This window comes from Petrotoga sp. 9PW.55.5.1 (genome assembly GCF_003265365.1).
GTDB lineage: Bacteria > Thermotogota > Thermotogae > Petrotogales > Petrotogaceae > Petrotoga.
In genome coordinates, this window is sequence record NZ_AUPM01000018.1 from 84,553 (window position 1) to 99,816 (window position 15,264).

Sequence of the window (15,264 nt, forward strand, 5' to 3'; positions counted from 1 at the left end):
GTAAATATATCACAGTTTTCTGATGTTTTCTAAATAAAAATAAAATAATTCATCCGAGAGTTGGTCGAACCCGGTGTAATAAGATTCAACCTTTTTGATTTTTTTATTCGGTCTTCTCAACATTTTAAACTCCCCCTTTAAAAATTTTGTTATTTATTTTAAAATTCTGATAATATCTTACCATATATTTTTAAGTTTGTCAAGTCGTGACTAAAAATTATTTATTATTTTCGATAATTTTTTAATATAATTATATTTTTTTGATTTTAGATATAAATTGATTATATTTTAGATGATATAATTTAAATGTAAGATTAAAAAGAAAGGAGAAATAGATGAAATATAAGATTGGATTAGCACCAATGGCAGATTATACCGATTATCCTTTTAGAAATTTAGCAAGGGAATTTGGAGCACAGTTTACCTTTACAGAGATGATTTCTGTAGATTCAATTTTAAGGGAAAATGAAAAAGTTGAGAAAATGCTTCCTCAAAAAAATGAAAGAAATATAGGTATTCAACTTTTTGGTAATGAACCTAAAAAATTTGTTGAAGCGGCAAAAAGGGTTGAGCATTTAGCTAGTTGGATAGACATTAATGCTGCATGCCCTGCCAACAAAGTTATTAAGAAAGGATCAGGAGCAGCTTTATTAAAAACACCTGAATTATTAGGCAAGATAATTAGAAATTTAAAAGCTAATATAAATTTACCTGTAGGAGTAAAAGTCAGAATAGGGTTCGATATAATTAATATCGAAGAAGTATCAAAAATTATTGAAGAAAATGGAGCAGATTACATTATAGTTCATGGAAGAACAAAAACTCAATTATACTCAGGAAAAGCTGATAGAAGTTTCATTAAGAAATTAAAAGAAAATATCAATGTTCCATTAGGAGCATCTGGTGATGTTTTTTGTAGAGAAGATATCGAAGATTATATAAATAATTATGGAGCAGACTTTGTCTTAGTCGCAAGGGGAGCAATAGGAAACCCTTGGATATTTATGAATAATAATTATATTCCTTCTAAAAAAGAACGTATAGAAGTATGTTTGAAACATTTAGCCTTAATGATTGATTTTTATAAGTCGGAAAATTTCGCAGTAAAAAAATTCAGAAAAGTACTAATTAAATACTTTTCTGGTTTTGAAGGTGCAAAAGAAATAAGAAAAAGAATGCACACTCTTAATACTTTTAAAGACGTTTCTAATCTGATCGAAAATGTTTTAAAATAGCGATTAAGCTATTTCATCTAATAATATTCCTTCAATATCGTTTAAGGCCTTCGCTAATTTTAGAGACACCTCAGGGGGAATTTGTCTAATTACTTTTTCAGTTTCTTTATCAACTATCTTGACTATTAATATGTCTAAATCTCTTTCTAATTCAAACCTCGCTTCCCCTTTGAAAATTTGAGAAAGTTTATCTAGTTTTTCTTTTATGATTTCAGAAATTTTGTCTAATTCTTCATTAGTAATCTTTTGATTCGTCATAGATTCGTTATTTTGTTTCTGAGTATTTAGATTAATATTAACCATATCTTTCTCTCCATTGGGAGATTTTATCTGATTAATATTAAAATCAGTATTCCCGCCAATATTTGATATCCCCATCATGATCACCAATCCTTATTGAATTTTATCAATATTTTATCGTCTAATTTTTACTTAACTTTAATTTTTTATTATATTATAAACATAGCATCGCCAAAGGAGAAGAAACGATATTCTTTTTCTTTTGCAATTTCATACGCGTCCATTATAAATTTATAATCAGAAAATGCTGAAACTAAAAAAAGGAGTGATGATTTAGGTAGATGAAAATTGGTTATAAGAGCGTCTACAATCTTAAATTCAAACGGGGGATAAATATACAGACTTGTTTTGTCAACTAATTTATTAGGGTTTCTTGAAATTGATTCAAGAGTTCTAACGACCGTTGTTCCAACAGCAATAACTCTTTTTCCTTGAGCTTTTGTTCTTGCAATTTCGTGAAGCACATCCTTAGAAACATTAAAGTACTCTTCATGAATTTGATGATTTCTTATATCCTGTTCTTTAACAGGTCTAAACGTATCTAATCCTACATGAAGTGTGATTTCTGCAAATTTAATGCCTCTAACTTTTAATTCATCCATCAATTCTTTTGTGAAATGCAACCCTGCAGTTGGCGCTGCTACAGCGCCATCAAATTTTGCGTATTCTGTTTGATACTTGTTTGGATCATCGAGTTCTTTTTTGATATACGGTGGAAGCGGAATTTCCCCTATTTGTTCCAACTTTGAATAAAATTGTGGCTCTTGAAATTCTAAAATCCTAGATCCATCGTCAAGATGTTCTACAACCGAGCAAGATAAGTTGTTTTTAAAATAAAGTTTATTCCCTGTTTTTATCTTACCTCCTGGTTTTACAAGAGCTTTCCATCTTTTTTCGCTACCGTCTTTCTCCAAAAGAAGAACTTCTACGTGAGCCCCTGTTTCTTTCCTACCGTATAACCTAGCTGGAATAACCTTAGTATTATTTAACACCAAAAGATCCCCCGGCTCAAGATAATCCCCAATATCTTTAAATATTTTATGTTCAATGCTTTTTGTTCTTCTATTAATAACCATCAGTTTACAACTATCTCTAGGTTCGGCTGGTTCTTGAGCAATAAGTTCATCTGGCAAATTGTAATCATATCTTTCTAAATCAAATAATTCTTCACTCATCAATAAACCTCCGCAATTCTAATAATTTTTCTTTATCAAACTTATACTCCTGAAACTTGTCTTGGGAAATCATATAATACCCAAATTTATTACTGAAATAAACTATAAGCTTATCGGCAGGTGATTCTAAGTAAACTCTCTTTTTTTCTATTAATCTTCGTAATATATTTTTATCTTCTTCACTTTTTAAAATATAATCAATATTTTTATCAAACACAATTACAGCAGGAAAAAATACCAAATTCTCAATATACAAGTTATCTAGCAAATCTAAAAAGATATTCATATTATTTAAATCATTGTATCTAACCACATTACTTCCATCAATAACAACACCTTTTCTAGAATTTAAATTCATAAGCCTAAAATGATAGTAAGAAATGTTTTTTAACTGAACTTCTACCATCTGTTTTTCGTACTGACCCAAACTTTTAAAAATATCCTTTATTTTTTTATACAAAGACAGTTTAGTTTCAAGTGGATCTATGCTTAATATTTCATCCAATAAATTTTGAACGAATGGAGTCTTCACATCCAAAGGTATATAAGTTATCAAGGAATAAAGATCTATGAAATCCTTAAAATTTAATCTTTTTAATATAACTTGTTCGTTATAAAATTCGACACCGTATTTTTTCAACTTTTCGTTGTATCCACCTGGTGGAAATTTATTAGGAAAAATCAAAAACTTTAAATTATCAATGGCTTCTTGATTTAATTTATAATACCTTTTTAAATCCTCAAATCTGTTTTCTTTTGGCTTACGCAGTATATGCATGATCAAAAATTGAAAATCATTGATATGTTTTTTAGAAATTTTTAATTCTGCATCTCTACCTAATACTCTGTAAATCCAGAACATTTTTCTTGGATTTAATTCCCTTGGCTTTCTTATTATCCCATTGGCCTTTTCTATTAATGCCCTTGTCTTTCTACTGTGAGCTTTATAATCCTTTTCTGAAATTACGTTTAGTATGCGCTGAATCGACACTAGAATATAACTCCTTTTCTATCTTTGATTTCAATTCTTCATACTTTTCTCCAAACGATTTGATATATAAATCTCGGTATCTGATATTTTCGTTGTATGAAATATGGATCTCTAACCTTTCTTCAGGTGTAAGATAATCTAAAAAGTTTGCCCATTCAATTATATAAACTCCATCAGAATCGGTAAAAATTTCCAAATATTCTATTTCTTGAGGATCAGTCAATCTGTATAAATCTATATGGTACACTCTTGGATTAGTATCATAAACTTTTATCAAAGAAAAAGTTGGACTTGTTACATTTATTGGTTTGTCAGACAGCCCGTTTATAATATATGAAGTTAAAGTAGTTTTTCCAGTTCCAAGATCTCCTAAAAGTAAAACTTTTGCTCCTGGAAATAGACATTTTGATACAGCGATACCTAATCTTTTAATATCATCAAGACCATATTTTTTTAAACTTATTATTATTGCGTCACTCCCCATTCACATTTTTCTTTTAAAAAACATTTTTTACAGTTCGGAACCTTTTTACAATATTCTTTAGAGTGGTTAACTATTAACGCATGGAATTCGTTAAAAAGTTGAGCATCTTTTGGCAAATTCTTCTCAAAAAAGTCTTTTATCTCATCATAATCTTTTGACAATCGAAATCCTAATCTTGTAAACATCCTTTTTGTGTATGCATCTACAACAAAAACGGGTTTTTCAAATGCATATAAAAGTATAGAGTCTGCAGTTTCTTTACCTATCCCTTTTATACTAAGCAATTCTTCTCTCAAATTCAAAAGATCTTTTTGCTTTATTTTATTTACATCAAAATCATAACCCTTAAGCCATTTCAAAAAGTTTTTCAGTCTTTTACTTTTCAAATTATAAAAACCTGATGATTTAATCAATTCAGCCAGCTTTTCTTCGCTAATTCTATACAATTTAAAAGGTTCTAAAAGATCTTTATCTTTTAAATTTTCAATTGACTTTTCTACGTTTTTCCATGAAGTATTTTGAGTAAGAATTGCCCCAACAACTACTTCAAACCAATTCTCTGCGGGCCACCAATGTTGTGAACCATAAAATTTATACAATTTTTGGTAAATTTCATACACTCTATTCAATATTTACCTCCAAACTACATGCTCTGGCACTTGTCCTTCTAAAGCTCTTATTACATCCTTTGCAACCATCAGAGACATCTTATTTCTCGTTTCATGGGTAGCTGAACCAATATGAGGGGTAAGAACAACGTTCTTTAAATCAGCTAATCCAGGAGTTAATTTTGGCTCATTTTCATAAACATCTATAGCGGCTCCGCCAATTTCATTATTTTTTAATTTTTCATATAAAGCTTTTTCATCGATAACAGGGCCTCTTGCAGTATTTATAACAAAAGCGTCTTTCTTTATTAAAGACAATTTTTCTCTATCCAACAAATGATAAGTTTCTTCTGTTAAGGGAACATTCAAACTTATAAAATCAGATACCTTTAAAAGTTCATCAAGAGGCAGATAAGAAATATTTAACTCCTCTTCCCTCTCTTTAGAAAGTCTGTGCCTTTGGTAATAATAAACTTTCATATCAAAACCTTTTGCCCTTCTTGCTACCGCTTGACCTATACTCCCGCAACCAATAATTCCTAAAGTTTTTCCATACACATCAGTTCCAAGAAAAAGCTCCGGTTTCCACCCATCAAATTTTCCTTCCCTTGTAAACTTGTCCGCTTCAACTATTCTTCTTGCAACTGCTAACATCAAACTCCATGCTAAATCTGCTGTTGTTTCTGTCAAAACATCCGGCGTATTACTTACGTAAATTCCCAATTCTTTCGCTTTATCTATATCTATATTATTGTATCCTACCGCATAATTTGCTACGATTTTTAATTTATTCTTGCCTTGGCTTAAAACTTCTTCATCTATTGGATCAGCTAACATCGTTATCAAAGCATCTGATTCCTTTGCAAGCTCCTTTAATTCATCTTTGGTCAATAATTTATCCTTCGGATTGATCCAAACCTCGTATTCATTTTTTAATAAATTAACTCCCGATTCAGGAATCTTGTAAGTAATAGATACTCTTTTCATTATTCAATTAACCTCCATTAGAAGAATTCTGAAAGTACTCGCTAAATTTTCACAAATAATTATATCATTAGTTTTTTAACTTTTTAAAAAACTCAGTTTATATAATATCAAACCATATAAATAAGTTGAACACTATTGTGAAGAGGCACTGAATTTTGAGAGCTCTACTGTCTAAAAACAAAGGCTTTTAAGGTATAAAATTTCTTTTCTTGACAGGAATTAGAAAAATACTATTTTCTATTCTTTTATGATATAATAATACTGGTTTTTATTTTAATTCATATAACCTATTTTAAACTAATCTCCCATTGGAGGTGCTTTTTTTCTTGTTCGATCCGAATTACATCAGAAATATCGCAATTATTGCCCATATAGATCATGGCAAAACTACTTTGATGGATAGAATTCTTGAGTTAACTCATTCTATTGATGAAAGAAATATGAGAGAACAGTTTCTTGATTCGATGGATCTAGAAAGGGAGAAAGGTATAACAATTAAATCACACCCTGTAAAAGTATTTTACACAGCTAAAGATGGAAATAATTATGAGTTAAATATTTTAGATACACCTGGTCATATAGATTTTACTTATGAAGTATCACGTAGTTTAGCAGCATGTGAAGGCGCTATTTTATTAGTTGATGCCAGTCAAGGCGTTCAAGCTCAAACTGTTACTAATACTTATTTGGCGTTGGAAAATGATTTGGAAATCATAGGAGCAGTTAATAAGATAGATCTTGCAACAGCTAATATAGAAGAAACCATACTTGAAATAAATGATTTAGTTGGCATTGATGCCGATTCAATTGTAAAAATTAGTGCCAAAACTGGAGAAGGAGTAGAGCAACTATTAGAGTTAATTGTTAAGAAAGTCCCTTCCCCACTTAATAAAGAAGATATATCAGGAAAATTAAAAGGGTTAATCTTCGATGCAAAATACGATAAATATAAAGGAATAATCGTTTATTGTAGAATTTTTAGTGGCACGGTTAAGAAAGGAAAGAAAATTAAATTTATGACTTCGCAAGAGGTTTATGAAGTGAGCGAAGTAGGGGTTTTCCATCCTGAAATGATGGAAACAGAAGATTTATCATCTGGTGAAATCGGTTATATTATAGCAGGTATTAAAGAGATTGAAGAAGCCAGAGTCGGAGATACTATAACCGATGCAGAAAACCCTATTGAAAAGCCGCTGCCGGGTTATAAAGAGGTTAAACCCATGGTTTATGCAGGTTTGTATCCTGGCCTTCCTGAATACTATGAAGAATTAAGAAAAGCTCTTGAAAAATTAAAATTAAATGATGCTTCACTTGTTTTTACTCCGGAAAATTCTCCTGCAATGGGTTACGGATTTAGAGCTGGTTTTTTAGGGCTTCTACACATGGAGGTAGTCAAAGAAAGATTACAGAGGGAATTTGAACTTGCAGTTATATTAACTGTTCCAAGTGTTATATACAAAGCAAAGCTAAAAAATGGTAAAGAATTAGAAATTACTAACCCTTCTGAGTTTCCAGAAGAAGATACCATAGAAGAGGTTTACGAACCTTTCTGTAAGTTAGATATAATAACTCCTCCTGATTATATGGGGGATTTAATAAATTTAGCTCAAGTTGAAAAAAGAGGAAATTTTTTGTCCGTATCTAATGCGGGGAAAAATAGAGTTGTTTTACATTTTGAAATTCCCCTTGCAGATTTAATATTTGATTTTTTTGACAAAATGAAAGCTGTTAGCAAGGGATATGCTTCGATGGACTATGAAATTACTGGTTATAAAGAATCTAATTTGCTTAAATTAGAAATTTTAATAAATAAAGAAAAAGTAGATGCCCTATCTTATGTAGTTCATGAAAGTCAAGCTTATACTGTTGCAAGGAATTTGGTTGATAAATTAAGGGATCTGATTCCAAGACATCAATTCGAAATTCCTATTCAAGCATACTGTAAAGGAAAGATTATAGCAAGATCAACAATAAAAGCTTTGAGAAAAGATGTCCTACAAAAATGTTACGGTGGAGATGTTACAAGAAAGATGAAACTTTTAGAAAAACAGAAAGAAGGAAAAAAGAGAATGAGAGAAATAGGAAAAGTAAACATTCCTCAAGAAGCTTTTCTTGCATTATTAAGAGTAAACGAAGATGAAAAATAATTTTTGGAGGTGTTGGTTTTGCCAAAGTTAGATAATAAAGAAAAGAACAATCTTAATAAGAAGATTTATAGGATAGTTCTGTGGATTGGAGGATTAGCTTCTGTATTCATTTTTTCTTTAGCCTTTAACCAACCGTGGATACTTTTTGCAATAACAGTTGTGGCATTATTTAGCAGAGAATGGCTTTTGGCTTTTATCATTACAGGGCTAAGAGGAACGGGAATCTTTGGTTTAATGGGTTCAGTTGAAATGTTATGGGTCACTCTTTGTATATTTTTTATATTCATTTGGGCACTTTTTAGGTTTTTCTTTGATACCGATAGGTTTTTACGTAAAAAAATAAGAAGTATAGAAACCAACAACAAAAATAATAATGCTAAAAAGGTGTAGATTTCTACACCTTTTATTTTTTTAAAATAATAACGTAATGATAATTGGTACTGACAAAGATATTATAACTCCCTGACCAAAAGCAATTAAAGTTGTTTCCTTATCGGTGCTTTTTGAAATAACCCCAAGCATAGTGTCCATAGATGTCGCCCCACCAACCGATACAGCCCCCAAAGGTGACCATTTGGATATCAAAGGTATTAATACGATTGCCAAAACTTCTCTTATTACATTTGAACTGAATGAAATTGCACCTAAAAAAGGTGAATAAAGATTACTTATCATAACTCCAGATAAAGAGTACCATCCGAAACCTGCTGATGCTCCTATTGATTCCAATAAATTTAAATCTGTAAAAAAAATTGCAAATGATGCAAAAGTAAGGGTCCCTAACATAGTTAAAATGGATTGAAATATTATATTTTTTAGGTTTACTTTCAATTTTGAAAGTATTTTCTCTTCGCTACCAATATCTACCCCAACACTGAAGACCAAAAACATCAGTAAAATAGTTACTAAATTTTCTGGTATACTTATATCAAGATAAATACCAGATATAATTCCTCCTAAAACAGCGGATAAGAGTAAAATCATCTTTATTTCTCCTTTTTAAAAAACTTTTCATAAAATGAGGTGAAAAGAACACTTCCTAATATTGAGAAAACAGCTATATATAATGCATATACTCCAATTTCTTTTATTTGGGAAACCAAAGCATCATTATTACCTATTTCGTAACCCATGAAAAAAAGTAAAAATACCGTTGACAGCAAAACAGATTTATATTTCTTCAACCATCTAAGCTTTCCTTTTAATCCGAATAGAAAACCTATTAAAAAAGCAATTAATATACCCGCCATCATATTGACCACCTCTTTATACCAAATTTATTAAACAGTTTCGTTTATTGAATAATATTATACTTCTTATCTTGAAATTTATAAAAAAATACTCCGTTGAATAAATAAGGAGTATTTTTTAAAACAATTATATTAATTAATAACTATAATTAGTTTTGCTTTATATTATACTTTCTCTTTATTTTTTTAATTTCATCTCTGTACTTTGCGGCTTCTTCATAATTTAATTCTGAAGCTGCCATATACATCTTTTCTTCAAGAAGTGAGATATAATCTTCGGGAGATAAATTCTCTTCAACAGCAAAAAGATAATCATCTTCTTTTATAGTATCATCTTTAAAAGGAGCAAATACATCTTCCGGTAGCTTTTTAATAATACTTCGAGGAGTTATATTGTGTTCTTGGTTGAATTTAATTTGTATTTCTCTTCTTCTGTTCGTTTCATCTATTGCAGTTTTCATTGCTTCCGTTATCCTATCTGCATATAATAAAACCTTTCCATCGACATTTCTCGCTGCCCTTCCAATCGTTTGGATAAGAGTAGTTTCTGATCTCAAAAAACCTTCTCTATCTGCATCCATTATTGCAACCAACGAAACTTCTGGCAGATCTAACCCCTCCCTTAGCAGGTTTACTCCAACAACGACCTCAATTTCACCATTTCTTAATTTCTTTACAACCTCTGACCTTTCGATAGTATCTAATTCAGAATGTAGATATAAAGATTTAACTCCCATTAAATTCAAATGATCTGAAAGTATTTCTGCATCCTTTTTAGTTAGAACAACCGCTAATGCTCTTCTACCATTTTGAACTACTTCTTTAACTTCACTTACAAAATCATCAACCTGTCCTTCGGTTTTTTTGACTTCAATTTTGGGATCAACAAGTCCTGTGGGCCTGATAATCTGTTCAACAATTTGCTCAGAAACCTCCATCTCAAATGGGCCAGGAGTCGCAGAAACAAAGATTATTTGATTGGTTTTTTCAATAAATTCTTCAAACCTTAAGGGTCTATTATCTAACGCAGAAGGTAATCTAAAACCGTATTCTACTAGGTTTTTCTTTCTTGCATAGTCTCCTCTGAACATGGCTCTTAATTGTGGAACAGCAATATGTGATTCATCTATAAAAGTTATGAAGTCATTTTCAAAATAATCTAGAAGTGTCCAGGGGGCATCTCCAGGTCTTCGACCATCAAAGTATCTTGAATAATTTTCTATTCCCTTACAGTAACCTAAGGTCTGAAGAAATTCCATATCTTGACGTACCCTTTGTTCAATTCTTTGAGCTTCCAACAACTTTCCTTCGCTTTTGAAATAAGCTATTTGGGTTTCTAGATCCTTGTTTATTTCTTCGATAGCAGAAAGTATTTTCTCATCACTTGTAACAAATTCTTTAGCCGGATATATGGTTATTTTGTCGTATTCTTCCATTATCGTTCTGTTAAAAACATCGAAACGTTCTATTTTTTCTATCTCGTTATCAAAAAAAGTGGTTCTTATTCCAAAATCATCATAAGGTGGAAAGATTTCTAGAACTTCCCCTTTCCATCTAAAAGTTCCACCTAAAAAGTCTTTTTCCTGTCTGGTATATTGCATTTTTCCAAGTTTAGTTAAAATTTCTTTTCTTGAATACGCTTCTCCTTTTCTTAGATAAAGGTTTATATTGGAAAAATCTTGAGGGTTTCCTGAAGCGTATATAGCTGATACACTAGAAACAACTATTACATCTCTTCTTGTTAAAATTGATTTTAATGTTGAAAGTCTCATTTTTACTAAAATATCATTTATATCAGCGTTTTTTTCTATATATATATCCCTTGAAGGTATGTAGGCTTCAGGTTGATAATAGTCATAATAACTGATGAAAAATTCTACTCTATTTTCAGGGAAAAACTCTTTGAACTCATTATATAGCTGAACAGCTAAAATTTTATTTGGGGATAATACTAAAGTAGGTCTATTAACATTAGCGATTATATTGGCCATTGTGTAAGTTTTTCCAGAACCCGTTACACCCAATAAAGTTTGAAATCTATAATCACTTTCAATTCCTTGAGTTAATTCTTCGATTGCTTTCGGCTGATCTCCTTGTGGACCATATTCGGACAAAAGTTTGAACATAAATGCCCCTCCAGAGTTTCTTATTCTCGCTACCTTTTAATTTTAAAATCTAAAAGTTATACCTGCATTTAATCCAAAATAATTTTCTATTTCTGATGTACCTTTAATTTCTAAAGGCCATAAAAAATTGTAGTTTGTTTCAAAAGACAAACCAAAAGTATCATTAAAATAATATGTATATTTAATAAAAGGAGCGAGTTTAAAATATGTAGCAGTAGCATCATTTGAATATGCAAAGCTTTCCATTCCAACTATAGAACCAATTGACAGAGTTGATTCACTTTCAGATTCGCTTTCAGTTAAATTGTTAAGATAACCAATTTTAAAATTAAAACTCGTACCGGTTAAGTCATTCCCAAACAAAAATTCTAAAGCCATGCCTAAATAAAAGTTACTATACGTGTCAATCACAAGCTCAAACCCAAATCCGTTTCTTTCAAAATCTTGGCCAACATAATATAGATTTAATAGAGTTCTTATGGGGGATAAATCAGGGTTCTCTATAACATAGACGTCTTTCGTTTTGTAATCAAAACTCTTTGGAGGTTCTAGTATTCTTAATATACTAGAATTATCCATTGCCTGCTCAACAATAAGTTTCCCTTCATTAAGATCATAATAAATCCCATCTATCTCTTGACTTTTTACAAACTCAAACATCATACCTTCTTTAATTCCAATATTTCTTCCAGAATCAATCCTAACAAATTTATCTTCAATAGAAACAATATTTGCTCTAATCCTAAAAAGATAATTTAATTGGTTGGATATGGATGAAGCAAGATTATTCACAGCCAAACGTCTAGCTGTATAAAGAGCTTCAAAATCACTTTGAGTTTGGGTTACATAAGAGGTCCCCACCGAAGAAAATGTTCTTGAAAACATACTTTCTCCACTAGAAATTTTTATTACCTGACATTTTGCATAAATTCTGTACTCCCACCACATTAAATCATCTGTTTTTTTTCTATATGGAAATGCCTCTATAATTTGAACATAAACTAAAAAATCTGCTTGAATATTATCACTAATATAATCTTCTTGAGAAAGGCTCTTTAAGAGATTTTCTAATAATATATCTTCTTTTGTGACTACTCTATACTTACTTTGCCTTAAAAGATTATTCTCTAAAGAATTTTCTAATAACTGATTTAATTCCGCATCTCCTTCAACATATATCAAGAAAATTCTTCGCATATCTGGAGCTTTTGTTGACTGCGAAAAAGTAGTTAAGACAATAAATATAAATAATATAATCAAAAATATCTTCTTTTTCATAATTAATATCATCTCCATAATTATAATAATGAAATCTTTTGAGCAAAATCAATTTTACCTTTTTTTAGAGCACATCTATATAGTTTAAGTTTTTCATCAAATACTATTCCTGCCTCTAAAAGAACCTTATCATCTAGTAAAGCAAAATCATCAAATTCTCCCTTAAAAGATATTTCTCCATTTTTTAACATCAAAATATTAGGTTTTAAACTCACAAATTCATTTATCCAATGAGTAGATAAAATCACAGTTTTCCCCAAATTAAGTAATTCTTTTATTAGGTTAAAGATAGATTTTTTCGTTGTATAATCAAGACCAACTGTCGGTTCATCAAAAATAATATAATCCGGATTGTATGATAAAACAGAAATTATTGCCACCTTTCTCATTTCTCCACCTGAGAGTTCAAAAGGATTTTTTTCTAGATAACTTTCTGGTAAATTTACCAATTCTAAATAATATTTCAACATCTCTTCATTGATTTCGTAATTGAAGTTTTTTGGTGCAAAAATAATTTCATCTTTTATCGTTGGTTGGAAAAACTGAGATTCTGGGTATTGAAAAACAATCCCTATTTTTTTTCTTATCTCTTTGATATTAACCTTTTTATCTTTTGTAGACATTCCTTCTACTATCACATTACCCTCTTGCGGTAAAAGTAACCCATTCATTAGACTCATTAAGGTTGTTTTACCAGATCCTGTATGTCCAACTAACAACCATAATTCACCTTTATTAATTTCTAAATTAATATTCTCTAAGGCTTTTTTTTGAAAAGGAGTATTTATAGCATATGTAAAAGAAGTATTTTGTAAAATTATCGGCATAATTCATCTACCAGCTCTTCTAAATTCCTGCTCACGCTTCGTTTTAATTTTTCTTTAAAAGGAAGTTCGGTTTCAATTATTCGTTTTGAATAAAAATCTTCTTTATCTCCTTCGAATACGATTTTACCCTCACTAAGCGCAATAATTTTATCGACTTTTTCTAAGTCAGAAGGATGATGCGATGCGATTATTATTGTTTCACCCATTTGAAGTAACCTATCTATTACTTTGTATATTTCATTTCTTCCTTTGGGATCCAGCATAGAAGTTGGCTCATCCATAAGAATTACTTCTGGCTTCATGGCTAATATAGAAGCAATTGCTAATCTTTGTTTTTGACCCCCAGATAAAGTGTTGGGATCATTTTTATTAAAACCTGTCAAACCCACCGTTGAAAGTGCCCATTCAATTCTTTCACTCATTTGCTCTCTCGGAACACCTATATTCTCCAAACCAAATGCAACATCTTCTTCTACGGTAACGCCTATAATTTGATTTTCAGGGTTTTGAAAAATATATCCTACCTTTAACCTATTTTTATCATTAAGAATTTGATCATTGAAAATTATTTGTCCTTCTTCAGGTAAAAGGATTCCACAAAGAAGCTTCAGAAGAGTGGACTTTCCGCTCCCATTACTTCCAACTAATCCAATAAAATCGCCTTTTTCTATCTCCAAATCAATTTCCTTTAAAACTTTATTTTCAGAGTATCCAAAAGATAATTTTTTACAACCAAAAAACATTCTAACCCCTCTTTACAGAAAAATAAACTCTAAATCCACCAGATTTCTCAATCTCTTTTACGTTACCGAATACTTCCTTCATATAATTTTCTAAACTACGACCACCTTTATTATGATAAGCTACCAAAAACAGCTTACCATTTTGATTCAAATGTTTTTTTGATTCGTCTATCAACTCATGCAGAACATTTTTACCAGCAACAATTGGAGGATTCGTTACAATAATATCAAAAAAATCTTTTCCCCATGGTTCAAATAAATAGCCTTGTTTTATAGTTAAATTTGCGTTATTATTTTTTGCATTAATTTTCGCGAAATCCACCGCACGTCTATTAATATCACTCATATATACTTCAGCGTTTGGAAATTCTTTTTTTAAGGTAACTCCTATAACTCCATAGCCACATCCCATATCCAAAACTTTTTCGTTAGAAAGTTGAATATTTTCAATAAGCAAAATACTTGCCTTATCTATTCTTTTTCTTCCATAAACTCCTGATGGAGCTTTAAATTTATAAGTATGTCCATTTTTTAAGCTTAAACTCAGCAGTTTTGTAGTTAGTTTTGATGTTGGATTTTCAGTGTAATAATGTTCAAATTTATCAGGATTTATTTTTTTTATTTCTTTTTTTGTATTTAATTCTTTATTGACTTTTCTTATCACGTCTTCAACATTCATAAATGCAATGTCTTCTGGACCATATATTTGAACATCTTCCGTTTCTTCCCTATTTTTCTTACGATTAGCCAATTCTTATATACCTCCACGGTTTATTATATAGCAAAGATGGCTGGGTTACCCTGCTGCACCTAAGAATCACCGCTTATGGCTGCTCCCTTCCGGGCCTGACCAGATTCACGGGTTCCTATTGCGCAGGACCCAGCCTCAACTAATGGTGCAATTTAATTATAACATTTTAAAATTGAAAAATCAACTTTGGATTTTAAAAGATTTGTTAATGGCTAATTTAATTATCTTATGTATTATAAAAATGTGTTATTATTTTTATAGGGGATAAAAAAATTATACTTACCCACTTCAGAAATAGCAAAAAATAGTGGTTAAGCTGAGGTACAAAAGATTAAATAATAAGGAAAGAAGAACTAAAATAT

General features: G+C 30.5%; 16 protein-coding genes and 1 other RNA gene. 3 read left to right on the forward strand and 14 right to left on the reverse strand.

The window, feature by feature from the left end; genetic code table 11:
- Positions 1-335: 335 nt before the first annotated feature.
- The gene (locus PW5551_RS03345; protein WP_113074400.1) at positions 336-1,235 is read left to right on the forward strand and encodes a tRNA-dihydrouridine synthase; all 900 of its coding nucleotides are present in this window, start codon (positions 336-338) and stop codon (positions 1,233-1,235) included.
- Between the two features lie 3 nt (positions 1,236-1,238).
- On the opposite strand, the gene PW5551_RS03350 is transcribed toward PW5551_RS03345, so the two are convergent.
- From PW5551_RS03350 to PW5551_RS03375, 6 genes are all read right to left on the reverse strand, one after another.
- A complete protein-coding gene (locus PW5551_RS03350; protein ID WP_233488413.1) occupies positions 1,239-1,613 on the reverse strand; it encodes a flagellar protein FlaG in 375 nt (124 codons plus the stop codon).
- Between the two features lie 71 nt (positions 1,614-1,684).
- Positions 1,685-2,710, reverse strand: a complete 1,026-nt coding sequence (gene queA / locus PW5551_RS03355; protein ID WP_113074402.1) for a tRNA preQ1(34) S-adenosylmethionine ribosyltransferase-isomerase QueA — start codon at positions 2,708-2,710, stop codon at positions 1,685-1,687.
- A complete protein-coding gene (locus PW5551_RS03360) occupies positions 2,703-3,701 on the reverse strand; it encodes a hypothetical protein (protein ID WP_113074403.1) in 999 nt (332 codons plus the stop codon). The genes queA and PW5551_RS03360 overlap by 8 nt, the downstream gene beginning before the upstream one ends.
- Positions 3,655-4,185 carry a tRNA (adenosine(37)-N6)-threonylcarbamoyltransferase complex ATPase subunit type 1 TsaE gene (gene tsaE, locus PW5551_RS03365; RefSeq protein ID WP_113074404.1) on the reverse strand — a complete coding sequence of 177 codons (531 nt, stop codon included), beginning with the start codon at positions 4,183-4,185 and terminating at the stop codon, positions 3,655-3,657. The genes PW5551_RS03360 and tsaE overlap by 47 nt, the downstream gene beginning before the upstream one ends.
- Entirely contained in the window at positions 4,167-4,814 is a 648-nt protein-coding gene (locus tag PW5551_RS03370) for an endonuclease III domain-containing protein (protein ID WP_113074405.1), read from the reverse strand. The genes tsaE and PW5551_RS03370 overlap by 19 nt, the downstream gene beginning before the upstream one ends.
- Positions 4,815-4,817: 3 nt before the next feature.
- A complete protein-coding gene (locus PW5551_RS03375) occupies positions 4,818-5,780 on the reverse strand; it encodes a D-glycerate dehydrogenase (RefSeq protein WP_113074406.1) in 963 nt (320 codons plus the stop codon).
- Between the two features lie 326 nt (positions 5,781-6,106).
- Here PW5551_RS03375 and lepA point away from each other — a divergent pair, with 326 nt between their 5' ends.
- Together lepA and PW5551_RS03385 are read left to right on the forward strand one after the other, a co-directional pair.
- Positions 6,107-7,927, forward strand: a complete 1,821-nt coding sequence (gene lepA, locus PW5551_RS03380; RefSeq protein WP_113074407.1) for a translation elongation factor 4 — start codon at positions 6,107-6,109, stop codon at positions 7,925-7,927.
- 18 nt (positions 7,928-7,945) lie between these two features.
- The gene (locus PW5551_RS03385; protein WP_113074408.1) at positions 7,946-8,317 is read left to right on the forward strand and encodes a hypothetical protein; all 372 of its coding nucleotides are present in this window, start codon (positions 7,946-7,948) and stop codon (positions 8,315-8,317) included.
- 21 nt (positions 8,318-8,338) lie between these two features.
- On the opposite strand, the gene PW5551_RS03390 is transcribed toward PW5551_RS03385, so the two are convergent.
- The 8 genes from PW5551_RS03390 to ffs form a co-directional block, all read right to left on the reverse strand.
- Entirely contained in the window at positions 8,339-8,911 is a 573-nt protein-coding gene (locus tag PW5551_RS03390; RefSeq protein ID WP_113074409.1) for a lysine exporter LysO family protein, read from the reverse strand.
- A gap of 2 nt (positions 8,912-8,913) precedes the next feature.
- The gene (locus tag PW5551_RS03395; protein WP_233488414.1) at positions 8,914-9,177 is read right to left on the reverse strand and encodes a LysO family transporter; all 264 of its coding nucleotides are present in this window, start codon (positions 9,175-9,177) and stop codon (positions 8,914-8,916) included.
- Between the two features lie 149 nt (positions 9,178-9,326).
- Positions 9,327-11,303: an excinuclease ABC subunit UvrB gene (uvrB, locus tag PW5551_RS03400; RefSeq protein ID WP_113074411.1), complete on the reverse strand. Its 1,977-nt coding sequence runs from the start codon at positions 11,301-11,303 to the stop codon at positions 9,327-9,329.
- A 42-nt stretch (positions 11,304-11,345) separates the two neighbouring features.
- Positions 11,346-12,581: a hypothetical protein gene (locus PW5551_RS03405; protein ID WP_113074412.1), complete on the reverse strand. Its 1,236-nt coding sequence runs from the start codon at positions 12,579-12,581 to the stop codon at positions 11,346-11,348.
- Between the two features lie 20 nt (positions 12,582-12,601).
- Entirely contained in the window at positions 12,602-13,408 is an 807-nt protein-coding gene (locus PW5551_RS03410; RefSeq protein ID WP_113074413.1) for an ATP-binding cassette domain-containing protein, read from the reverse strand.
- Entirely contained in the window at positions 13,399-14,151 is a 753-nt protein-coding gene (locus PW5551_RS03415) for an energy-coupling factor ABC transporter ATP-binding protein (protein ID WP_113074414.1), read from the reverse strand. The genes PW5551_RS03410 and PW5551_RS03415 overlap by 10 nt, the downstream gene beginning before the upstream one ends.
- Before the next feature lies 1 nt (position 14,152).
- Complete coding sequence (locus tag PW5551_RS03420) at positions 14,153-14,764, reverse strand: class I SAM-dependent methyltransferase (RefSeq protein WP_370445899.1); 612 nt, start codon at positions 14,762-14,764, stop codon at positions 14,153-14,155.
- Between the two features lie 173 nt (positions 14,765-14,937).
- Positions 14,938-15,037: signal recognition particle sRNA small type (ffs, locus tag PW5551_RS03425), an RNA gene on the reverse strand.
- Between the last annotated feature and the right edge of the window lie 227 nt (positions 15,038-15,264).